This window comes from Catellatospora chokoriensis (assembly GCF_011297315.1).
Taxonomy (GTDB): Bacteria; Actinomycetota; Actinomycetes; order Mycobacteriales; family Micromonosporaceae; genus Catellatospora; species Catellatospora citrea.
This window is the reverse complement of the sequence record NZ_JAAOTI010000013.1, coordinates 156093-178127: the sequence shown is the minus strand read 5'-3', so window position 1 is coordinate 178127 and position 22035 is coordinate 156093. Positions and strand designations below refer to the sequence as shown.

Sequence of the window (22035 nt, the reverse complement as noted above, 5' to 3'; positions counted from 1 at the left end):
CGTCGCAGCGGGCGTCCAGCCCGCGACGCCATGGGCTGGACACGAAGAGGTATCGGTGGACCTGTACGAGTACCAGGGGCGCGATGTCTTCGAGAAGCACGGCCTGCCCGTGCTCGCCGGTGGCGTCGCCGAGACCCCGGAGGAGGCCCGCGCCATCGCCGAGCGGCTGGGCGGCCGGGTCGTCGTCAAGGCGCAGGTGAAGGTCGGCGGCCGGGGCAAGGCCGGCGGCGTCAAGCTCGCCGCCGACGCGACCGAGGCATACGACCGCGCGAACGACATCCTTGGCATGGACATCAAGGGCCACACGGTCCACAAGGTGATGCTGGCCGAGACGGCCGACATCGTCGAGGAGTACTACTTCTCCTACCTGCTCGACCGGGCGAACCGCACCTTCCTGTGCATCGCCAGCGTCGCCGGCGGTATGGAGATCGAGACCGTCGCCGAGGAGCAGCCGGAGAAGGTCGCGAAGATCGCGATCGACGCCAACCGCGGCGTCGACGAGGCGCTGGCGCGTGAGATCGTCACCGCCGGCCACTTCCCGGCCGAGGTCGCCGACCAGGTCGTGGACATCGCGATCAAGCTGTGGCAGACCTTCCGGGCCGAGGACGCGACGCTGGTCGAGGTCAACCCGCTCGCGAAGATCAGCTCCGGCAAGGTGCTGTGCCTGGACGCGAAGGTGACGCTGGACGAGAACGCCGGCTTCCGCCACGCCGACCACGAGGCGCTGGAGGACAAGGCCGCGGTCGACCCGCTGGAGCAGGCCGCCAAGGCCAAGGACCTCAACTACGTCAAGCTCGACGGCGAGGTCGGCATCATCGGCAACGGCGCGGGCCTGGTCATGTCCACGCTGGACGTGGTCGCGTACGCCGGTGAGCAGTTCGGTGGCGTCAAGCCCGCGAACTTCCTCGACATCGGCGGCGGCGCGTCCGCGGAGGTCATGGCGAACGGTCTGGAGATCGTGCTGTCCGACCCCGCGGTCAAGAGCGTGTTCGTCAACGTCTTCGGCGGCATCACCGCGTGCGACGCGGTCGCCAACGGCATCGTGCAGGCGCTGGCCATGCTGGAGGGCCGCGGCGAGTCCGTGACGAAGCCGCTGGTCGTACGCCTCGACGGCAACAACGCCGAGGCCGGTCGCGCGATCCTCGACAGCGCGAACAACCCGCTCGTGCAGCGAGTGGACACCATGGACGGCGCGGCCAAGCGTGCCGCCGAGCTCGCCGCAGCGGGGAAGTGACACTGACATGGCTATCTGGCTCACCAAGGACTCCAAGGTCATCGTTCAGGGCATGACCGGCTCCGAGGGCTCCAAGCACACCCGCCGCATGCTGGCCGCGGGCACCCAGATCGTGGGCGGCGTCAACCCGCGCAAGGCGGGCACCTCGGTCGACTTCGACGGCACCGCGGTGCCCGTGTTCGGCTCGGTGGCCGACGCGATGAAGGAGACCGGCGCGGACGTCACCGTCATCTTCGTGCCGCCGGCGTTCACCAAGGACGCCGTCGTCGAGGCGATCGACGCGGGCATCGGCCTGGCCGTCGTGATCACCGAGGGCGTGCCGGTGCACGACACCGCCGCCTTCTGGGCGCACGCCGTCGAGACGGGCAACAAGACCCGGATCATCGGCCCGAACTGCCCCGGCGTCGCGTCCCCGGGCGCCAGCAACGCGGGCATCATCCCGGCCGACATCGCCGGCTCCGGCCGCATCGGCCTGGTGTCGAAGTCCGGCACGCTGACCTACCAGCTCATGTACGAGCTGCGGGACATCGGCTTCTCGACCGCCGTGGGCATCGGCGGCGACCCGATCATCGGCACCACCCACATCGACGCGCTCGCGGCCTTCCAGGACGACCCGGAGACCGAGGCCATCGTCATGATCGGTGAGATCGGCGGCGACGCCGAGGAGCGCGCGGCCGAGTTCATCAAGGCGCACGTGACCAAGCCCGTCGTCGGCTACATCGCCGGCTTCACCGCCCCGCCCGGCAAGACCATGGGCCACGCGGGCGCGATCATCTCGGGCTCGTCCGGCACCGCCGACGCCAAGAAGGCGGCGCTGGAGGCGGCCGGGGTCAAGGTCGGCAAGACGCCGTCGGAGACCGCCCGCCTGATGCGCGAGGTCATGTCCGGCCGCTGAGGCCGTACGCACGTAAGACGGTGGGCGTCCTCCCGGCTCGGGAGGACGCCCACCGTTCGTTTCGGTCAGTAGCCGCCGCGGTGGTTGTACATGTTGCCGCTGAACGCGCCGGCGACGCAGGCCAGGATCACACCGATCACCGCCAGCGCGGTGAACGCGATGCCCAGCCAGAAGGCGACCTTGCCCAGCGTCTGGTCCTGGCCGCGCTCCCGGGCCTCCTTCATGGACAGCCAACCGAACAGGATGCCCAGCGGCGCGCAGCAGAACACGGCGACGACGATGCCGATGATCCCGTAGATCATCGCCAGGTCCTTGCCGCCGCCCGAGGCCGGCGGCATGCCGTAGGGCGGCGGGCCCGGTGGCGGCGGTGGTGGTGGCGGCGGGTTGAGCGGCGGCGGCGCTGGTGGCGGGGTCACCGGCGGCGGCTCGTACGGCGGCAGCGGGTCGTTCGTCATGGGTTTCCCCTATCCCGACTAGTTCAGTTGAACTTCATCCCGCCGCTGGAGTAGCGGATGCCGTAGATGATGTTCCAGATGATGCCGATGACACCGACGGCCATCGCGATGTAACCCAGCGTCGGCTTCTTGCCGACCTTCTTCGCCTCCTGCACCGACAGCCAGCCCAGGATCAGGCCGATGAGGCCGCAGCAGCAGAGGCCCAGGACGATGCCCAGCACGCCGTACAGCGTCACGCGGTCGCCCTTGCCCGGCATGCCCGACGGTGTTCCGTAGGGCGGCGGGCCCGGCGGCGGTGGCGGCACGGGCGGTGGTGGAGGCGGCGGCGGCACTGACGGCGGTGGCGGTGTGTAGGTCACGACAAGCCTCCTCGAGGAACGACCTTGTTCGCAGCGTATCCCTCCTAACTCGCATATCGGGTCGAAATGGCCACGGGGTAGGGTTCATCGTCAACCCGGCTCGTTTGTGGTTAGGTAGCGCCTGATGACGGAGCAAGGTGAGTCCCTCGGCGTGCAGCCTGAGCTGCGGCGCGCTGCGCCCGGCGAGGGTTCGGACGCTTATTCGCGGTCGTCTGGGGACGGTTCGCGTCCCGCCGCGCCGGAGGCCCGCGCGTCCGGCACGGATCCGTCCGAACGCGATGCCGCCGCACCGGAGCACGCCCGCCGCGACACGCCCGGCAGCTCGGCCGAAACGGACACCGACGCGAGCCCCGGCGCCCCGGCTACCGAAACGGATACACCCCGGCACTCAGGCGCGGACGCGAGCCGCCGCGATGCCGCCGACCCGGCGCACCGCGACGTCGCCGACCTGGACGGGGGCGGTCGCGACGTCGCCGACCTGGCCGCGGCCGAGCCGGACCGCACCAGCGGCTCCGCCGACGCCGATGCGGACTCCGGGTTCGCCGACGATCCGGCGCTGGGCACCCGGGACACCGTCAAGATCGATCTGGCACACCTGGCGGCGCGGGAGACGGTCAAGATCGATGTGAGCCGCCCCGTGCCGCGGGAGCCGCTGGACGACGAGCTCGCCACCATGGAGACCGTGCTGCTGCCGCGCGGCCGCCCGGCCGGCGCGCTGCGCCCGCGGGGCGCGCCGCTGCCGGTGGCGGCACTGGTCAACACGGGCTGGGCGACGCTGCTGGTGCTCGGACCGCTGATGCTGCTGACGGTGGCCGCGCGGGCCGCCGAGGGAGCCGTGGACTGGGGGCTGTCGCTGCGCCTGGTGCTGGCCGCCTGGCTGCTCGGGCACGGCGTGCCGATCACCGTGCCGGTCAACGGCCAGCTGGGCACGATGGAGCTGGCGCCGCTGGCGCTCACCGCGTTCGCGCTGTGGCGGGTCAACCGGGCCGGGGTGCACACGACCCGGGCGATGGGAGCCCAGGGCAGCGGGTCGATCCGGCACGCGGTGCTGGGCACGCTGGCCGTGGCAGCGGTGTACGGCTGCTTCGGGGTGCTCGCCGCCGCGCTCACCGATGGGCCGGGACTGTTCGTGACCCCGTGGCGCGCCGGGCTGCACTTCGTGGTGCTGGGTGCGGTGGGGGGTGCGGCCGGGGTGCTGCGCAGCGGCGGCGTGCTGCGCCGGCTGGCCCGGCGTACGCCGGTGCTGCTGCGCGACGGCGTACGGGCCGGCGTGGTGGCCGCGCTGCTGGTGCTCGCGGTCGGCGCGGGCGCGGTGGGCCTCGCGGTGGCGATGAACGGGACCCAGGCCACGCACGACCTCGCCGGGTTCTCCACCGGGGTGCTCGGTCAGGCCGGGCTGACCCTGCTGAGCCTGGTGTACGGGCCGAACTTCGCCGTCTGGGCGGCTTCCTACCTGCTCGGCCCGGGGTTCGCCGCGGGCACCCTGCCGCTGACCCACCTGCCGGTGTTCGCCGGGGTGCCGACCGGCCCGCTGCAGGGGCTGGGGTGGCTGCTCACGGTGCTGCCGCTGCTCGGCGGCGTGGCCGCGGCGGTGCTCATGGCCCGGCGGCGGCTGCGCCCGCGCCGGTCCCGGCTCGGCGACGTGCTCACGCCCCAGCCGCGGTGGCTGCGCCTGTGCGGCTCGGCGCTGACCGCCGGAGTGGTTGCCGGGGTGCTGCTGGCCGCCGCCGCGTACGCGTCCGGCGGGGTGCTGCCGGTGACCGGTCCGGTGCGCACCGGACCCGTGGTGTGGCAGGTCGCGGCGATGGCGGCGCTGGTGGTGGCGTTGGGCGGTCTGCTCGGGGTCGCCGGATCCTGGGCGGTGCACGGTATGCGGAAGGAAACCGATGGGCGGCCCGCCGTGCGGACCGCCCGTCAGCTGGTGCAGTAACGGCTGATCACATGCCCGCGGCGCCGTTGGCGCCGAGGACGAAGAAGTTGAGCGCGCAGCAGACGCAGACCAGGGCCCACGCGACGCCACCGATGATGAGGGCGAGCTTCGACCACTTCTTGGACTCGGCCGCAGCGGCCTGGGCGCCCGCGTAGTCGCCCGCCTGCAGCAGCGGGTTGACCTTGTTGGCGTTGATGATGGCCGGGATGGCCAGCGGCCAGAACAGGAAGATCGAGACGATGGACATCGTCAGGTTGTTGTCGATCTGCGGCTGCTGGGAACCGTAGGTCATGGAGACTCCAGGGGTGTCGGGGTGGTGGCTCGGAGTGAGCCGTTGCCAAACGTGCGGAGTCTAATAGCAAGTTGTGACGGATGTGACTGGTGGGACAGCTGATAACAGCTGTCCCACCAGTCGACACGAGTGGATCAGTTGAACTGCTGGTACTGGTCGTAGATCCGGTCCTGCCAGCCCGTCGCGATCCCGCAGATCGCAGCGACCATGGCGATGACGCCCAGCGCGATGGCGACCCAGCCGAGCCACGACATCGATGCCGCGCCCTTCTTCACCTTGTTGAGGTGCATGGCGCCGAGGATGACCGCCGGGATGCCGCCGATGAACGGGGCGCCGTTGAGCCAGGGGCAACAGCAGCAGCCGGTGCCGATGATGCCGCAGGCCAGTGCGATCCAGCCGAACAGGTTGTTCTGCCCGCCGGCCTTCTGGTAGACGGTGCCCTGCGCCGGGCCCAGCGGCGGTGGCGGCGGCGGTCCCCCGATCGAGGGCGGGGGCGGCGGGGGCGGCGGCAGCGGGGTGCCGGACGAGCCGTACACCGTCCCGCCGCCCGAGCCGTAAGGGCCGGCCACCGGCGGGGGAGGCGGCGCGGACGCCGGGTACGGCTGTTCCGCGGGCTCGGGCCAGCCCGGCGGCGTGGGCGTGCTCGCCCCGACCGACGGCGGCGGGGGCACCGGCGGCATCGGTGGGGGCGGGCCGGGCGGCGTGGGCGGGGAGGGCGGGACCGGCGGCGTCGGCGGGGTGGGCGCGGTCGGGTCGCTCATGGCGACCGGCGGCGCGAACTCCGGCGCGGGCGGCGGGTTGAACGGGTTGTCCACGCTGGTCGGCGGCTCCGGGGCGGCCGGCGGCTCCGGCCAGACCCCGCCGGCGGTGCCCGGTGCGCCGGTGGACGGCGCGGTTGGTTCGGGCACGGACGGCGGCTCCCGGCCGGCCGGCGGTTCCGGCTCATGGCCGGCAGCCGCGGAGGCCGGCTCAGACTCGGGTGACCAGGTCGCGCCTTCGGGGGGTGCGGGAACCGGCTCGCTCGGCGGCGGCGGCACATCGGGCGAGGGCGGAGCGGGCGGCTGCTCCTCGCGCGACGGCGGCTGCGGCGGCCACGACGGCGGCTCCTCCGGCGTCTCCGGTGGCTTCGGCGGTTGCGTCAAGATCGGCTCCTCGCGTTCGGCAGAGCGTGCGGGGTGACGGCACCCGGCTGGCCGGGCGGGGTCGGCACGTTCTGGAATGCAGTTCTTCGCCCAATATCTACTTTATTTGCGGGTTTGTCGGGCAAAACGCCGTAAGTGCCCGCCGCACCCGACGCGAGCAGCGCCGAGGCTGCCCGATAGGGTGCAGAGGTGACCGCTCGCCTCGTCGTCCTGGTCTCCGGTTCCGGTACCAACCTCCAAGCTCTGCTCGATGCCTGCGCCGACCCCGCATACGGGGCGGCCGTCGTCGGCGTCGGCGCGGACCGCCACGGCATCGCGGGCCTGGCCCGTGCCGAGGCCGCGGGAGTGCCCACCTTCGTCGCCCGGGTCCCGGACTTCGCTACCCGGCAGGACTGGGACGAAACGTTCACCGACCTGACCGCGGCGCACCAGCCCGACCTGGTGATCGGCGCGGGCTTCCTCAAGCTGGTGGGCAAGGCGTTCCTGGACCGGTTCGGCGGACGTTATGTCAACACCCACAACGCGCTGCTGCCGGCGTTCCCCGGCATGCACGGCCCGCGCGACGCCGTCGAGTACGGGGTGAAGCTGGCCGGCGCGACGCTGCACTTCGTGGACGGCGGCGTGGACACCGGGCCGATCATCGCGCAGGTCGCGGTGCCGGTGCTCGACGACGACACCGAGGACACCCTCTCCGAGCGCATCAAGGACGCCGAGCGCGGGCAGCTGGTCGAGTACGTCGGCCGGATGGCGCGCCACGGCTGGACCGTCAACGGCAGGAAAGTGATCGTCGGCTGATCGACCGTGCTCCCGCGCCGCGACGGCCGGGGACGGACGCGACAGCGTGCGGCGAGCGGACCACGGGGTCGGCAGCTCAGGCCGGCCCTGAACGTAGCGAGGAGAAGGTGTGAGCGAGCCTGGCGAGCGAATCATCAGGCTGGTGGCTCATGCCGCCGACGAGCGGAGCGAGGAGAAGGTGTGAGCGAGCCTGGCGAGCGAACCATAAGGCTGGTGGCTCATGCCGCCGACGAGCGGAGCGAGGAGAAGGCATGACCACGGGTGAGCGCAAGCCCATTCGACGCGCGCTGATCAGCGTGTGGGACAAGACCGGGCTGGAGGCCCTCGCCGCGACGCTGCGGCGGCACGGGGTCGAGATCGTCTCGACCGGCAGCACGGCGCAGCAGATCGAGACCACCGGCTCGCCGGTGACCCGGGTCGAGGAGCTGACCGGCTTCCCGGAGACCCTGGACGGGCGGGTCAAGACGCTGCACCCCCGGGTGCACGCGGGCCTGCTGGCCGACGTGCGCCTCGACACGCACCGCGCGCAGCTCACTGAGCTCGACATCGAGCCGTTCGACCTGCTGGTGTCGAACCTGTACCCGTTCTCCGAGACGGTGGCGTCGGGCGCCTCGACTGACGAGTGCATCGAGAAGATCGACATCGGCGGTCCGGCCATGGTGCGCGCGGCGGCCAAGAACCACGCCAACGTCGCGGTGGTCACCTCGCCGGCCGACTACCACCTGATCGCCGCGGCACTGGAGTCCGGCGGTTTCTCGCTCGGCGAGCGCCGCGCACTGGCCGCGCGCGCCTTCGCCGACATCGCCGACTACGACATCGCGGTGGCGAACTGGTGCGCCCAGGAGCTGGCCCCGGCTCCGGCCGAGGGCTTCGCCTGGCCGGAGTACGCCGGGCTCGGCCTGTGGCGCAGCAACGTGCTGCGCTACGGCGAGAACCCGCACCAGGCGGCGGCGCTGTACATCGACCCGTCCGCCGCGCCCGGCCTGGCCCGCGCGCAGCAGCTCGGCGGCAAGGAGATGTCCTACAACAACTACATCGACGCCGACGCCGCCTGGCGCACCGTGCACGACTTCGAGGGGGTGCACGCGGTCGCGGTCATCAAGCACGCCAACCCGTGCGGCATCGCGATCTCCACGGTCTCGGTGGCCGACGCGCACGCCAAGGCGCACGCGTGTGACCCGGTCTCGGCGTACGGCGGCATCATCGCGGTCAACGGCGAGGTGACCGCGGAGCTGGCCAAGCAGATCGCCGAGATCTTCACCGAGGTCGTGGTGGCCCCCGCGTACGCGCCGGAGGCGGTGGAGATCCTCACCGCGAAGAAGAACCTGCGCGTGCTGCTCGCCCCGGCGTTCCGGCCGAACAAGGTCGAGCTGCGGCAGGTGTCCGGCGGCATGCTGGTGCAGACCCGTGACGACTTCGGCGCGCCGGGCGACGACGCGGCCAACTGGCGGCTGGCCACGGGCGAGCCCGCCACGGCCGAGCAGCTCGACGACCTCGAGTTCGCCTGGGGGGCGATCCGGGCCGTCAAGTCCAACGCGATCCTGCTGGCCAAGGACGGTGCCAGCGTGGGCGTGGGCATGGGCCAGGTCAACCGGGTCGACTCGTGCCGCCTGGCGGTCTCCCGGGCCGGCGACCGGGCCCGCGGCTCGGTGGCCGCCTCGGACGCGTTCTTCCCGTTCGCCGACGGCCTGCAGATCCTGCTGGACGCGGGCGTGACCGCGGTGGTGCAGCCGGGCGGCTCGATCCGCGACGAGGAGGTCATCGCCGCGGCGAAGGCCGCCGGCATCACCCTCTACCTGACCGGCTCCCGCCACTTCGCCCACTGAGCGCAAGAAGGAAGGGCGCCTTCTCAACGAGTTGAGAAGGCGCCCTTCCTTCGTTTCGGCTCTTGCGGGTGGCGGCTGGGTCAGCCGACAACCTGGCGCAGCTCCGCGAAGTGGCACGCGCTCGGGTGCGGGTCCACGCCGCGGCGGATGAGCAGGGGCTCCTCCACCGAGCAGCGCTCCTGTGCCTTCCAGCACCGGGTGCGGAACCGGCAGCCCGACGGCGGGTTGGCCGGGGACGGCACGTCGCCGACGAGCCGGATCACGTCGCGGTGGGCGCGGGCGTCCGGGTCCGGCACCGGCACCGCCGACAGCAGTGCCTGGGTGTACGGGTGGGTCGGCCGCTCGTAGATCTCCGCGTCGGTGCCGACCTCGACCATCTTGCCGAGGTACATGACGCCGACCCGGTCGGAGATGTGCCGCACCACGGACAGGTCGTGCGCGATGAAGATGTAGGACAGGTCCAGCTCGCCCTGCAGCTTCTCCAGCAGGTTGATGACCTGGGCCTGGATCGACACGTCCAGCGCGGACACCGGCTCGTCGCAGACGATGATCTCGGGCTTGAGGGCCAGCGCGCGGGCGATGCCGATGCGCTGGCGCTGTCCGCCGGAGAACTGGTGCGGGTAGCGGTTGATGTGCTCGGGGTTGAGGCCCACGAGCTCCAGCAGTTCCTGCACCCGGCGCTGGCGGTCGCCCTTCGGCGCCACCTCGGTGTGGATCTCGTACGGCTCGCCGATGATGTCGCCGACGGTCATCCGCGGGTTCAGCGAGGTGTACGGGTCCTGCATCACCATCTGGATGTTGCGGCGCATGCGGCGCAGCTCGGAGCCGGACACCTTGAAGATGTCCTTGCCCTTGAGCATGGCCCGGCCCGCGGTCGGCGTCTCCAGCCGCATCAGCAGCTTGGCCAGCGTCGACTTGCCGCAGCCCGACTCGCCCACGATGCCCAGCGTCTCGCCGCGGTGCAGCTCGAAGCTGACCCCGTCGACCGCCTTGACCGCGCCGACCTTCTTCTTGAAGAGGATGCCCTGGGTGATCGGGAAGTGCTTGACCAGGTTCTCGACCCGCAGCAGCGGCTCGCCGGCGGGCCGGGAGGCCGCGACGTTATCAGCGGAGTGTGCCATCGAGCATCTCCTTAGCGAAGTGGCACGCGCTGGTCCGGCCGTGGCCGAGGTCCAGCGAGCGGGGTGTCTCGGTGGTGCAGACCGCCTTGGCGTACTTGCAGCGCGGGTGGAACGCGCAGCCCGTCGGCGGGCGCATCAGGTTCGGCGGCAGGCCCTTGATCGTGGCCAGCTCGGTGCCCTTGGAGTCCAGCCGCGGGATCGAGTCGAGCAGGCCCTCGGTGTACGGGTGCGCCGGGTGCTTGTAGACGCTGCGCACGTCCGCGTGCTCGACGATGCGGCCCGCGTACATGACCGCGATGCGGTCCGCGACGTCGGCGACCACGCCCAGGTCGTGCGTGATCAGGATCAGGCCCATGTCGAGGTCGCGGCGCAGGTCCCCGAGCAGGTCCATGATCTGGGCCTGCACGGTCACGTCGAGCGCGGTGGTCGGCTCGTCCGCGATGAGGACCTTGGGGTCCATGGCCAGCGACATCGCGATCATGACGCGCTGGCGCATACCGCCGGAGAACTGGTGGGGGTAGTCCTTGATCCTGGCCTTGGCGGCCGGGATCTTGACCAGGTCCATCAGTTCGACGGCCCGCTTCAGCCCGTCCTTGCGGGACATGCCGGCACGGGTGCGCAGCGTCTCGGAGATCTGCCAGCCCACCGGGAAGACCGGGTTCAGGGCCGACAGCGCGTCCTGGAAGATCATGGAGATCTCCTTGCCGCGCACCTGCCGGCGCTTCTCCTCCGACATGGCGAGGAGGTTCTCGCCCTTGTAGAGGATCTGGCCGCCGGGGATCTTCGCCGGGGGCATGTCCAGGATGCCCATGATCGCCTGCGCGGTCACCGACTTGCCGGAGCCCGACTCGCCCAGCACGGCCAGGGTCTCGCCCGGGTCGAGGTGGTACGAGACGCCGTTGATCACGCGGGCGACGCCGTCGCGGGTGTGGAACTCGACGTAGAGGTCCTTCACCTCGAGCAGGTGACGACCGCTGCCGCCGGTGGCGGGAGAGGAGCTGACGTGGATGTCGGTCATGTTGTCACCGCAGCTTCGGGTCGAAGGCTTCGCGGATCGCGTCGCCCAGGATGATGAAGGCGAGCACGGTCAGCGCCAGGAACGTCGACGGCACGATCAGCGGGACGGCGTTCTCCCGCATGTAGAGCCGGGCGGTCGAGATCTCGATGCCCCAGGACTGGGCCGGCGGCCGCAGGCCGATACCCAGGAAGGACAGCGTCGCCTCGGCGGCGATGAACGAGCCCAGCGCCATCGTGATGATCACGATGAACGGCGCCAGCGAGTTCGGCAGGATGTGCCGCCACATGATGCGGCCGCTGCCCGCGCCCAGCATCTTCGCGGCGTGCACGTAGTCCTGCTGCTTGGCGGTGATCACGGAGGAGCGGATGACGCGGGCCGCCGTGGTCCAGCCGAGCAGGCCGAGGATGGCGATCAGCGCGAGCAGGATGGCGGTCTGGCCGCCGCCCGCGTTGGTGACCCGCTTCATGAACACGATGCCGGCCAGCAGCAGCGGCAGGCCGAGCACGATGTCGATGATCCGGGAGACGACCCCGTCCCACCAGCCGCCGAAGTAGCCGGAGGTGATGCCCAGCGCCATGCCGAGGAGCCCGGCGAGCAGCGCTGCGCCGGTGCCGACCAGCAGCGAGTTCTTGGTGCCGTAGATGGCCTTGGCGAACACGTCGCAGCCCTGCACGTCGTACCCGAAGATGGCCGCGCCGGACGGTGCGCCCATGCGGTTGCGCAGCGCGCACGTGGCCGGGTCGGCCGAGGTGAACAGCGACGGGAAGGCGGCGATCAGCAGGATCAGCGCGACGATCACGAGCGCGACCCAGAACAGCGGACGGCGGCGCAGCTCGCGCCAGGCGTCCGCGCTGGCGCTGCGGGGCTTGGACACCTCAAGGGTGTGCGGCTGGCCGGGCGCGTTCGGATCGCCGGCCGGTCCGGGGGTAGCCGTGTGCAGCTCGGTCGCGGCCACGGACTCGAAGTCGGTCATGTCAGGAACCTCTTACTCGTACCGGATGCGCGGGTCGAGCACCGCGTAGAGCAGGTCGACGATCAGGTTGGCCACCAGGAAGACGATCACCAGCACGCTGACGATGCCGATGACCAGCGGGGTGTCCTCGGTCTTCAGCGCGCGGGACAGCTGGAAGCCGACGCCGGGGACGTTGAAGACGCTCTCGGTGACGATCGCGCCGGCCATCAGGCTGCCGAGCTCGACGCCGAGGAAGGTCACGATCGGGATCAGCGAGTTGCGCAGCACGTGGATGCCGATCACCCGGCGGCCGGGCATGCCCTTGGAGCGGGCGGTACGCACGAAGTCGGCGCGCAGGTTCTCGCTGACCGAGGCGCGGGTCAGCCGCATCGCGGTGGCCACCGACAGCGATCCCAGCACGACGCCGGGCAGCACCAGCTCGTACCAGGTCGGGCTGCCGCTGGCCGTGGTGGGGAAGAGCTTCCACTGGATGGTGAAGAGGTACTGCGCCAGCGGCGCGAGCACGACCGACGGGATGCCGATCACGATCAGCGTCAGGACCAGGGTCGCGTTGTCGAAGATGCTGCCGCGCCGGATGCCCGCGATGACGCCGGCGGTCACGCCGAAGATGATCGTGACCAGGATGGCGATGAGCGCGAGCTGCATGGTGACCGGCCAGGCGTCCAGCAGGATGTCCTTGATGGGACGTCCGGTCAGCGTGGTGCCGAAGTCACCGTGCAGCAGGTCGGTCAGGTAGTTCCAGTACCGGACCAGGAACGGCTGGTCCAGTCCGTACTTCACGGTCAGCTGGGCGCGCTGCAGGTCGGTGACCGGCTTCTCGCCGGCCAGGGCCTGGATGGGGTCGCCTCCGGTCAGGTACATCAGCGAGTACACGATGAGTGTGGTCGCGATGAACACCATGATCATCTGGAGGAAGCGCCGCACAAGATAGCGGAACATCGTCGATTTCTTCTCTCACCAGGCAGCCCGATTGGCACGAAATATCCGTGTTCTTCGTACCATGGGGCCGCGGTCGACGTGGTGGTGGTGCGCCTGGTCCGGTCGGGGATCGCCGGGGGCGAGGGGTCAGGGCGCGGTGGTGGTGCCGGCCCAGGGGACCGGCACCACCACCGTCAGTCGACCGTCAGACTTCAGCTGACAATCTGGATCTTGTTGAGGTCGACCCGGTTGAACAGGTCGATGTGAACGTCCTTGACCTTGGTCGAGGAACCGAAGACGTTCTGGCCGAAGCGCAGCGGAAGGACCGGCATCTCCTGGGCGAGGATGTCCTCGGCCTGCTGGTACTTCTTGATCGCCTCTTCCTGGGTCGGCGCCGCCGAACCCTCCTTCAGCAGGTTGTCGAAGGTGGGGTTGCTGTAGCCGTAGTAGTTCGAGGAACCACCGGTGGAGTACAGCGGGCCGAGGTAGTTCTCCATGGACGGGTAGTCCATGACCCAGCCCATGCGGAACATGCCGATTTCCTTCTTCGCCTTGGCCTTGGTCAGCAGGTCGGCGAACTTGGCCTCGGGGGTGCCCACGCACTCGACGCCCAGGTTGGCCTTGAGCTGGTTGCAGGTCGCGTCGACCCACTCCTGGTGGCCACCGTCGGCGTTGTACGTGATGTTGATCGACTTCGGGCCGTCGTTCTCCGTGTAGAGCTTCTTGGCCTCGGTCGCGTTGAACTCGCACGCCGCACCACAGGTCTTGTCGCGGTAACCCGCGACGACCGGGGAGACGAAGGAGTAGGCGGCCTTCTGCGAACCCTGGAAGACCTTGTTCGCGATCTCCTCGCGGTCGATCGCCATGGAGATGGCCTTGCGGACCTCCGGCTTGGCGAAGCGCTTGTCGAAGGTCGGGAACGCGAGCACCTGCAGCGTCGACGCCGGGCTCGTCTGGTAGCGGTCACCCAGGTCGCCCTGCGCCGTGGACAGCGCGGCGGTCGGGATCTGCTTCACCACGTCCAGGTTGTTGGCCTGGAGGTCGGCGTACTCGGCGTCGCTGTTCTGGTAGATCTTGAACAGGGCGCCGCCGATGCTCGGCTTGGTGCCGGCGAAGCCGTCGAACTTCTCGACCTCGACCTGGGCGTCGTGCTGCCAGGTGCCCTTGATCTTGAACGGGCCGTTGCCGACGGGGGCGTCCTCGTAAGCCTTGGCGATCACCAGCGGCGAGGCGGTGACGCTCTCGAACGCGGAGTTCGGCAGGGGGTAGTACGCGGTGTAGCCCAGCTGCGACTTGAACTCGCTGAACGGCGCGCTCAGGGTCACGGTGAAGGTCTTGTCGTCGACCTTCTTGAGACCGGTGAGGGTGGTCGCCGTGGGGGTGGCCTTCGCGTCGGCGGGGTTGAGGTCCTTGTAACCCTCGACCTTGTCGAAGAAGTAGTTGTTGTCCTGGGCGTTCGGGCCGTAGGCCGCGTAGTTCCAGGCGTTGATGTAGCTGTCGGCGGTGACCGGCTCGCCGTTGTGGAACGTCCAGCCGTCCTTCAGCTTGATCGTCCAGGTCTTGTTGTCGGTGGTGCTGATCTCCTGCGCGGCCACCTCGAAGGGCTTGTTGGCCTCGTCGAAGTCCACCAGGGGGGCGAACAGCGCCGCCAGCACCTGGGAGCCACTGGTCTCCGAGGTGTTGGACGGGATCAGGTGCTTCGGTTCGGCGATGCCGATGGAAACCACACCATTGGGGTTGGCGCCACCCGAGTCGCTGCCACCGCTCTTGCCACAGGCCGACAGGCCCAGAGTGACAGCGAGCGGGAGAGCAGCCCAGGCTGCGAGCCTACGGACCTGCATTGAGCCTCCTCATCTCCTACGTCACACCTCACAACGGCAGGCTGACCAGCCGTTGTCACGCAGTGCAACGTCCGGCAAAGGTAGGACGAAGCCGGGCTTGGCACCAAACCCACGAGTTGCAGATTCGCAACAGTCTACGGGTGGAGTACTTGCGGATCGCGTCCAGATTCTGGTATTAGAGAGCCGCCTGCCATATGAGCGGAACTAAGTCAGTATGCCCGATTCGGAACGTGACCAGGGCAATAGTCGCCGGTCACATAGTGGGACGGTCGGCAGCCCGATTTAACCCGTTATGGCGTCCCGGATGCTGGAAGATCCTGCAACCAAGGCCACGCGGTGATCTATCCCACTGTTACCCACAGTTAGTTGCGCAGCTAAGGGGCCAAATGATCGACGGCGGTCATCGCAGCCGCTAGCCCCCAGCGCGTCATGATCCTCGAATTTGCCTGGCAAACGGGCGTATCGCCACGGCGCATACGCCCCATTGCCCGGCAAGTCGGTCGATCATGAACGGTCCGCTCGGGCCGCGAGCCGGACGGTCGGCAACGGATGTCCTGGTTTCGGGTGATCGAAGCGGGGATGGCAGGATCGACGGCATGACGGCGACGATCCTCAACGGCACCGAGACCGCGGCGGCGATCAAGGCGGATCTGCGGACGCGGGTGGCCGCGCTGCACGCCCGCGGCATCACCCCGGGTCTGGGCACGGTGCTGGTCGGCGACGACCCCGGCTCGCGGTGGTACGTCAACGGCAAGCACCGCGACTGCGCCGAGGTCGGCATCGCCTCGCTGCGCCATGACCTGCCCGCCGACGCGAGCCAGGCCGATGTGGAGCGTGCCGTCGCCGAGCTGAACGCCGACCCCGCGTGCACCGGCTACATCGTCCAGTTGCCACTGCCCAAGGGTTTGGACGAGCAGCGGGTGCTGGAGCTGATCGACCCGGAGAAGGACGCCGACGGGCTGCACCCGATCAATCTCGGCCGGCTGGTGCTGGGCGTGCCCGCACCGTTGCCGTGCACCCCGCGCGGCATCGTCGAGCTGCTGCGCCGACACCACGTGCCGATCTCGGGCGCCGAGGTCTGCGTCGTCGGCCGCGGCGTCACCGTGGGCCGCCCGCTGGGCCTGCTGCTCACCCGGCGCACCGAGAACGCCACGGTGACCCTCTGCCATACCGGCACCAAGGACCTGGCCGCGCACACCCGGCGGGCCGACATCGTGGTGGCCGCGGCGGGGGTGCCCGGCATCATCACCGCGGACCTGGTCCGCCCCGGCGCGGCCGTGCTCGACGTCGGCGTGTCGCGGGTGGAGGGCCCGGACGGGAAGAAACACATCGTCGGTGACGTGCATGCGGGCGTCTTCGACGTGGCCGGGTTCGTGTCGCCGAACCCGGGCGGGGTAGGGCCGATGACCCGCGCCATGCTGCTGACCAACGTGGTCGAGAAGGCCGAGTCCGCGCTCTAGCCCACATCGGCCGCACCCGACAGGCCGTCGATAGACGGTGCGGACTATGGTGCGGATCGTTACACCTTCGTCACAGGGCTGTGCTGGTTACCACCAGACATCCGCCAGCAGGGAGTATGTGCCAATGGGCAAGAAGGTCACCGTCGTCGGCGCCGGTTTCTACGGCTCGACCACCGCGCAGCGCCTCGCCGAGTACGACGTCTTCGAGACCGTCGTGCTGACCGACATCATCGAGGGCAAGCCCGAGGGTCTCGCCCTGGACCTCAACCAGTCCCGCTCCATCGAGGGCTTCGAGACCAAGGTCGTCGGGGCCACCACGGGTGTCGACGGCTCGGGCTACGAGGCCATCGCCGGCTCCGACATCGTCGTGATCACCGCCGGCCTGCCGCGCAAGCCCGGCATGAGCCGCATGGACCTGCTCGGTGTCAACGCCAAGATCGTCCGCGGGGTGGCCGAGCAGGTCGCCAAGCACGCGCCCAATGCCGTCGTCATCGTGGTGTCCAACCCGCTCGACGAGATGACCGCGCTGGCCCAGATCGCCACCCAGTTCCCGAAGAACCGGGTCATCGGCCAGGCCGGCATGCTGGACACCGCCCGCTTCACGCACTTCGTGGCCGAGGAGCTGAACGTTCCGGTCGGCTCGGTGAAGACGCTGACCCTGGGCTCGCACGGCGACACCATGGTGCCGGTGCCCTCGCGCTGCACCGTCGACGGCAAGCCGCTGTCCGACCTGCTGCCCGCTGACAAGATCGAGGAGCTGGTCACCCGCACCCGCAACGGCGGCGCCGAGGTCGTGGCGCTGCTGAAGACCGGCTCGGCGTACTACGCCCCGTCGGCCGCCGCCGCCCGCATGGCCAAGGCCGTGGCGGAGGACTCCGGCGAGGTCATGCCGGTCTGCGCGTGGGTCGACGGCGAGTACGGCATCTCCGGCGTCTACCTGGGCGTCGAGGCCGAGATCGGCGCCACCGGCGCCCGCAGGGTCGTCATCACCGACCTCACCGAGTCGGAGCTCGCCGGCCTCAACGAGGCAGCCGAGGCCGTCCGCGCCAAGCAGGCCGACGTAGCCGGCCTCTGAGCCAGAAGAAGGGCACCTTCACCTCGCCATGCGATGTAGAAGGTGCCCTTCTTGACGCGTGCGGGCTTGCGCGCGCGGGTGTCGGATGTGGGCGTTAAGGTGTCCGGCATGGCATTGGACCTGCTCGAACTGCTGCCCGCTGAGTGGCGCGACGTGATGAAGCCGCACCTGGACCTCGACGCCACGGCGAAGCTGTCCTCCTTCGTGGAGGCCGAATACGCCGCCGGTCCGGTCTTCCCGCCGCAGGAGGACCTGTTCACGGCGTTCCGGCTGACCTCGCCCGCGCACACCCGGGTGCTCATCCTGGGGCAGGACCCCTACTTCAAGCCCGGCCAGGCGCACGGCCTGAGCTTCAGCGTCCGCCCCGGCGTGACCGTGCCACCCAGCCTGCGCAACGTGTACAAGGAGCTCAAGGACGACCTGGGCGTCGAGCCGCCGCGCAACGGCGACCTCACCGGCTGGGCCGCCCAGGGCGTGCTGATGCTCAACGCGGTGCTCACCGTGCGCTCGGGCACCCCGAACAGCCACGCCAACCAGGGCTGGGAGGCGTTCACCGACGCCGCGATCAAGGCCGTGAACGACTCGCCGTACCGCGTGGTCTTCGTGCTGTGGGGGTCCTACGCCCGCAAGAAGGCCGTCCTGGTGCGCAACCCGCAGCACGTCGTGCTGGAGGCCGGGCACCCGAGCCCGATGAACCCGAAGGGGTTCCTGGGCAGCAAGCCCTTCTCGCAGATCAAGGCCGCCCTCCAGGAAGCCGGCCGCGGCGAGATCACCTGGAGCTGACCGCGCCCGTTCGGCTACAAGATCGCTGTTTCCGGTCGAGAACTGCAGTCCCCGGCGCAGTTTCTGACCCGAAACAGCGATCTTCGTTTGTCATCCGAGGGCCGTGACAAGGGGCACGGCACCCTGGCGGTTGCGGCAGCTCCATCTGGCAGTACGCTCGTACTGCTAAACGAGACCGCCGCCCGGCCTTCCGCGCCGGACGCCGAAGGTTTTAAGGAGCGCCCTCGCGATGGCGAAGATCAAGGTAAACAACCCGGTCGTCGAGCTCGACGGCGACGAGATGACCCGGATCATCTGGAAGCAGATCCGGGAGCAGCTGATCCTGCCCTACCTCGACGTGGAGCTGGAGTACTACGACCTGGGCATGGAGCACCGCGACGCCACCGACGACCAGGTGACGATCGACTCCGCGAACGCCATCAAGCGGCACGGCGTGGGCGTCAAGTGCGCCACCATCACCCCGGACGAGGCCCGCGTCGCGGAGTTCGGCCTGAAGAAGATGTGGAAGTCGCCGAACGGCACCATCCGCAACATCCTCGGCGGCGTCGTGTTCCGCGAGCCGATCATCATGAGCAACGTGCCGCGCCTGGTGCCGGGCTGGACCAAGCCGATCGTCATCGGCCGTCACGCCCACGGCGACCAGTACAAGGCCACCGACTTCGTGGTCCCCGGCCCGGGCAAGGTCACCATCACGTACCAGCCGGCCGACGGCTCGGAGCCGATGGAGCTGACCGTCGCCGACTTCCCCGACGGCGGCGTCGCCATGGGCATGTACAACTTCGACGAGTCGATCCGCGACTTCGCGCGCGCCTCGCTGCGGTACGGCCTGGACCGCAACTACCCGGTCTACCTGTCGACCAAGAACACCATTCTCAAGGCGTACGACGGCCGGTTCAAGGACATCTTCGCCGAGGTCTTCGAGAACGAGTTCAAGGCCGACTTCGAGGCCGCCGGCATCTCCTACGAGCACCGCCTCATCGACGACATGGTCGCCGCGGCCATGAAGTGGGAGGGCGGCTTCGTCTGGGCCTGCAAGAACTACGACGGTGACGTGCAGTCCGACACCGTGGCGCAGGGCTTCGGCTCGCTCGGCCTGATGACCTCCGTGCTGATGACGCCCGACGGCAAGACCGTCGAGGCCGAGGCCGCGCACGGCACCGTCACCCGGCACTACCGCCAGTGGCAGAAGGGCGAGAAGACGTCGACCAACCCGATCGCGTCGATCTTCGCCTGGACCCGTGGCCTCGCGCACCGCGGCAAGCTGGACGGCACCCCGGCGGTCACCAACTTCGCCGACACGCTGGAGCAGGTCATCATCGAGACCGTCGAGGGCGGCGCGATGACCAAGGACCTCGCGCTGCTGATCTCGCGCGACGCGCCGTGGCAGACCACCGAGGAGTTCATGAACACCCTCGACACCAACCTGGCCCGCCGCCTCGGTGCCTGATTTTCGCCGGGAGCCGTCTCCTGCCTTGCCTGCGATCGTTTGACCAGGTGAAACAGCAGAAGAATCCCGCCTGAAAGTCCCTTCCCAAACAGTGCCGACCCGCAGTCCGCGGGTCGGCACTGTTTTTGCGCGCCACGCGCACCCGGCCGTGGCCGTCCGGCGCCGTGCCGGCTAGGGGGTGCGGAGCCAGACGGGGCCGTCCGGGGTGTCGCGCAACTCGACGGAGGCGGCGGCCAGCGCGTCGCGTACGTGGTCGGCGGCCGCCCAGTCGCGCTGCTCGCGAGCCTTCTCCCGGATCCCGATCAACGCCTGCACCAGCGGCGTGAGCAGGGGTGTCGGGTCAGCGGTGCCGGCGAGCGCGCCGAGCCGCACGATCATGCCGCGGAGCAGGCCGTGCGCGTGCTCGCCGGAGTCCGAGGTGAGCGTGTCCGCGCCCCAGTCGGTGATCGCCTGCTCCAGTTCCAGCACCGCCGCGACGCAGCCGTCCGCATCCCGCTCGGCCAGCGCCGTGGAGAACAGCGCCTCGGCCTCGTCGGCCGCCTCCCGCAGCGTGGCCGCGCCCCGCCGGGCCGCGAGCCCGCCGCCCGCCCGGCCCTCGGGCCCGCCGCCGTCGCCGCTGCCTGCCGCAGCCTCGCCCGCTGCGCCGTCGGCGTTAAGAAGGTGCCCTTCCGCTACGTATTCCGTTAAGAAGGTGCCCTTCCTTTCTTCGGTGGGGAGGGGGAGGACGGTGCCGGAGGGGTAGGAGGTGCTGCGGCCGCGGTGGCGGAGGGTGACGGTGCCGTTGCCGAGGACGGTGGCGGTGCGGGCGTCGAGGTCGCAGACCAGGGCGGTGTGCTCGTCGACGCCGATGATCACCGTGCCGTCGGGGAGTTCGCGTTCCAGGTGGGCCAGGCGGGGTTCGCCGAGGTAGCAGAAGCGGGTGTCGTGGTGCCCGCCCTCGGCGTTGTCGTAGTGCGGGATGACCACCGCCGGCACGCCGGTGAGCTGCTCGAACAGGTTCAGGCCGGGCTCCCAGCGCGGGTCGGCGCCAGCCTTGTAGATCTCGTACACGGGGATGGTGTGCGAGCCGAGGGTGAGCGCGGCGGCGCTGGCGAAGACGAGCACCTCGGCCTGGACGAGCAGGGACGGCAGCTCGGTGTCGCGCCACTGGCGCAGGGCGTACGTCGGCGAGCCCGGCCCCGCGAAGATCCAGTTCGCGCCGCGCAGGGCGGCCAGCGCGCGTTCGCGGTCGAGGCCGGGCGCGGGGGTGCGGCGCCAGGAGACCACGTCCACGGCACGCCCGACGCTCTGCGCGAAGTAGCCCACCGCGCGTGCGCTGATCTCGTCCGCGTTGAGCTGGAACCCGTACGGCGTGTCCAGCAGGGCCGCCCGCGCTTGCCCGCGCAGCGCGTCGAAGAACTGCCGGTGCGGCTTGATCATGGTGGGGGTGGTCTCGCCGGACCCCATGACCACGAGCAGTTTCGTCACGTCGCCTCCTTGCGCCGGTCGCGGGGGTTGGCCGGGAGCCGCGTCGATCGCCGGGTCGCCAGGTGGGTGGGGTGGCGCCCACCCGGATGCGTCGCCGACCGGTCATGGTGAGCGGGTCTGCCGCGATCGCGGCGGGTCATCGGGCGGCCAGGGTGAGCAGGTCGGCGGCGATGCTGTCCGGGTGCTGGGCGTGCAGGTCGTGGTCGGCGCCGGGATACCAGCGCACGGTCGCGTCGGGCAGCGCCGCCGCGGCCCGGCGCACCGTGTCGGCGCGTTCGTCCTGCGGGCCCAGTGCGGGCAGCAGCAGCGCGGGCACGGCGACCAGCGGCAGGTCGGGGCCGGGCGGCCCGTCCCACATCGAGCGGAGGATCTCCAGGTGGTGCGGGATGCTCAGGCGCCGCGCCACGGTGCCGTCGGCGCGGATCCGCATGTTCGCCAGCGTCGCCTCCCGGGCCGTGTCCGACCAGTCGGGGTGGGCCGAGGCCAGCCACTGCCGCATGGCGGCGGCGGGCCTGCCGTCGATGTCCTGCGGGCGCAGTGCCCGCTCGCAGGTCTGCCAGTCGGGGAAGGCGGCGTGCAGGTCGATCCAGCCGCCGTCGACCAGCCCGAGCGCGCCGGGCAGTTCGGGGTGCTTGGCGGCCAGCCGGACCACCACGTTGCCGCCCCACGACTGGCCCGCCACCACCGGTTTGCGCAGGCCCAGCACGGTGATGACGGCGGCCAGGTCGGCGGCGGCGGTGCCGGTGTCGTATCCGGACTCCGGCGCGGCGGACTCGCCGTGCGCGCGCAGGTCCACCGCCCAGCTCGGATGCCCGGCCGTGGCCAGTGCGGCGGCCACCTCGTCCCACAGCCTGGCGTTCGACGACAACCCGTGGACCAGCAGGAACGGCGTCGGCTCGGCTGCTGAGGCACCGCGTCCGGTCGCGGCGCGGTGGCGCAGGCGGAGCCGGACGCCGGGTTCGACCTCGACCTCGACTTCGCGGACCTTGGTGTCGTTCACATGT

Annotated in this window: 20 protein-coding genes; 9 read left to right on the top strand and 11 right to left on the bottom strand. The window is 70.3% G+C overall.

Features of this window, described 5'->3' with window-relative positions; all coding sequences use genetic code 11:
• Positions 1–55: 55 nt before the first annotated feature.
• Together sucC and sucD are read left to right on the top strand one after the other, a co-directional pair.
• A complete protein-coding gene (sucC, locus tag HAV39_RS20865; RefSeq protein WP_120317044.1) occupies positions 56–1234 on the top strand; it encodes an ADP-forming succinate--CoA ligase subunit beta in 1179 nt (392 codons plus the stop codon).
• A 7-nt stretch (positions 1235–1241) separates the two neighbouring features.
• Positions 1242–2129: a succinate--CoA ligase subunit alpha gene (sucD, locus tag HAV39_RS20860; RefSeq protein ID WP_120317043.1), complete on the top strand. Its 888-nt coding sequence runs from the start codon at positions 1242–1244 to the stop codon at positions 2127–2129.
• Between the two features lie 65 nt (positions 2130–2194).
• On the opposite strand, the gene HAV39_RS20855 is transcribed toward sucD, so the two are convergent.
• Both HAV39_RS20855 and HAV39_RS20850 read right to left on the bottom strand, forming a co-directional pair.
• Positions 2195–2584, bottom strand: a complete 390-nt coding sequence (locus HAV39_RS20855; RefSeq protein ID WP_191840856.1) for a hypothetical protein — start codon at positions 2582–2584, stop codon at positions 2195–2197.
• A 23-nt stretch (positions 2585–2607) separates the two neighbouring features.
• On the bottom strand, positions 2608–2943 hold the full coding sequence (locus tag HAV39_RS20850) for a hypothetical protein (protein WP_275413914.1): 336 nt from the start codon (positions 2941–2943) through the stop codon (positions 2608–2610).
• Between the two features lie 124 nt (positions 2944–3067).
• On the opposite strand from HAV39_RS20850, the gene HAV39_RS20845 reads away from it, so the two are divergent.
• Positions 3068–4873 carry a cell division protein PerM gene (locus HAV39_RS20845; protein ID WP_191840855.1) on the top strand — a complete coding sequence of 602 codons (1806 nt, stop codon included), beginning with the start codon at positions 3068–3070 and terminating at the stop codon, positions 4871–4873.
• Between the two features lie 7 nt (positions 4874–4880).
• Here the strand turns inward: HAV39_RS20845 and HAV39_RS20840 are convergent, their stop codons facing one another.
• Positions 4881–5165, bottom strand: a complete 285-nt coding sequence (locus HAV39_RS20840; RefSeq protein ID WP_120317040.1) for a CD225/dispanin family protein — start codon at positions 5163–5165, stop codon at positions 4881–4883.
• Positions 5166–5299: 134 nt separating this feature from the next.
• Positions 5300–6073 (bottom strand): hypothetical protein, encoded by a 774-nt coding sequence (locus tag HAV39_RS20835; RefSeq protein ID WP_191840854.1) that lies wholly within the window; start codon positions 6071–6073, stop codon positions 5300–5302.
• A 423-nt stretch (positions 6074–6496) separates the two neighbouring features.
• Between HAV39_RS20835 and purN the strand changes: the two genes are divergently transcribed.
• Together purN and purH are read left to right on the top strand one after the other, a co-directional pair.
• The gene (gene purN / locus HAV39_RS20830) at positions 6497–7102 is read left to right on the top strand and encodes a phosphoribosylglycinamide formyltransferase (RefSeq protein ID WP_191840853.1); all 606 of its coding nucleotides are present in this window, start codon (positions 6497–6499) and stop codon (positions 7100–7102) included.
• A gap of 251 nt (positions 7103–7353) precedes the next feature.
• Positions 7354–8928: a bifunctional phosphoribosylaminoimidazolecarboxamide formyltransferase/IMP cyclohydrolase gene (gene purH, locus HAV39_RS20825; protein WP_191840852.1), complete on the top strand. Its 1575-nt coding sequence runs from the start codon at positions 7354–7356 to the stop codon at positions 8926–8928.
• Between the two features lie 80 nt (positions 8929–9008).
• On the opposite strand, the gene HAV39_RS20820 is transcribed toward purH, so the two are convergent.
• The 5 genes from HAV39_RS20820 to HAV39_RS20800 all read right to left on the bottom strand — a co-directional run bounded on the left by HAV39_RS20820 (position 9009) and on the right by HAV39_RS20800 (position 14799).
• On the bottom strand, positions 9009–10049 hold the full coding sequence (locus HAV39_RS20820) for an ABC transporter ATP-binding protein (protein ID WP_191840851.1): 1041 nt from the start codon (positions 10047–10049) through the stop codon (positions 9009–9011).
• Positions 10033–11067, bottom strand: coding sequence for an ABC transporter ATP-binding protein (locus HAV39_RS20815; RefSeq protein ID WP_191840850.1), 1035 nt, complete (start codon positions 11065–11067; stop codon positions 10033–10035). Before HAV39_RS20815 ends, HAV39_RS20820 begins: the two co-directional genes overlap by 17 nt.
• 4 nt (positions 11068–11071) lie before the next feature.
• Positions 11072–12040: an ABC transporter permease gene (locus tag HAV39_RS20810; protein ID WP_120317033.1), complete on the bottom strand. Its 969-nt coding sequence runs from the start codon at positions 12038–12040 to the stop codon at positions 11072–11074.
• 12 nt (positions 12041–12052) lie between these two features.
• Positions 12053–12979: an ABC transporter permease gene (locus HAV39_RS20805; protein ID WP_120317032.1), complete on the bottom strand. Its 927-nt coding sequence runs from the start codon at positions 12977–12979 to the stop codon at positions 12053–12055.
• Between the two features lie 191 nt (positions 12980–13170).
• Positions 13171–14799 (bottom strand): peptide ABC transporter substrate-binding protein, encoded by a 1629-nt coding sequence (locus tag HAV39_RS20800; protein ID WP_120317031.1) that lies wholly within the window; start codon positions 14797–14799, stop codon positions 13171–13173.
• Between the two features lie 596 nt (positions 14800–15395).
• On the opposite strand from HAV39_RS20800, the gene HAV39_RS20795 reads away from it, so the two are divergent.
• The 4 genes from HAV39_RS20795 (at position 15396) to HAV39_RS20780 (ending at position 19564) form a co-directional block, all read left to right on the top strand.
• Positions 15396–16259 (top strand): bifunctional methylenetetrahydrofolate dehydrogenase/methenyltetrahydrofolate cyclohydrolase, encoded by an 864-nt coding sequence (locus HAV39_RS20795; protein WP_191840849.1) that lies wholly within the window; start codon positions 15396–15398, stop codon positions 16257–16259.
• A 124-nt stretch (positions 16260–16383) separates the two neighbouring features.
• Entirely contained in the window at positions 16384–17334 is a 951-nt protein-coding gene (gene mdh, locus HAV39_RS20790; RefSeq protein WP_191840848.1) for a malate dehydrogenase, read from the top strand.
• A 108-nt stretch (positions 17335–17442) separates the two neighbouring features.
• Positions 17443–18117 carry a uracil-DNA glycosylase gene (locus HAV39_RS20785; RefSeq protein WP_191840847.1) on the top strand — a complete coding sequence of 225 codons (675 nt, stop codon included), beginning with the start codon at positions 17443–17445 and terminating at the stop codon, positions 18115–18117.
• Positions 18118–18346: 229 nt separating this feature from the next.
• A complete protein-coding gene (locus HAV39_RS20780; RefSeq protein ID WP_191840846.1) occupies positions 18347–19564 on the top strand; it encodes an NADP-dependent isocitrate dehydrogenase in 1218 nt (405 codons plus the stop codon).
• Positions 19565–19735: 171 nt separating this feature from the next.
• On the opposite strand, the gene HAV39_RS20775 is transcribed toward HAV39_RS20780, so the two are convergent.
• On the bottom strand, positions 19736–21031 hold the full coding sequence (locus HAV39_RS20775) for a CysS/YqeB C-terminal domain-containing protein (RefSeq protein ID WP_191840845.1): 1296 nt from the start codon (positions 21029–21031) through the stop codon (positions 19736–19738).
• A gap of 136 nt (positions 21032–21167) precedes the next feature.
• The gene (locus tag HAV39_RS20770) at positions 21168–22031 is read right to left on the bottom strand and encodes an alpha/beta fold hydrolase (RefSeq protein WP_191840844.1); all 864 of its coding nucleotides are present in this window, start codon (positions 22029–22031) and stop codon (positions 21168–21170) included.
• Positions 22032–22035: the final 4 nt, after the last annotated feature.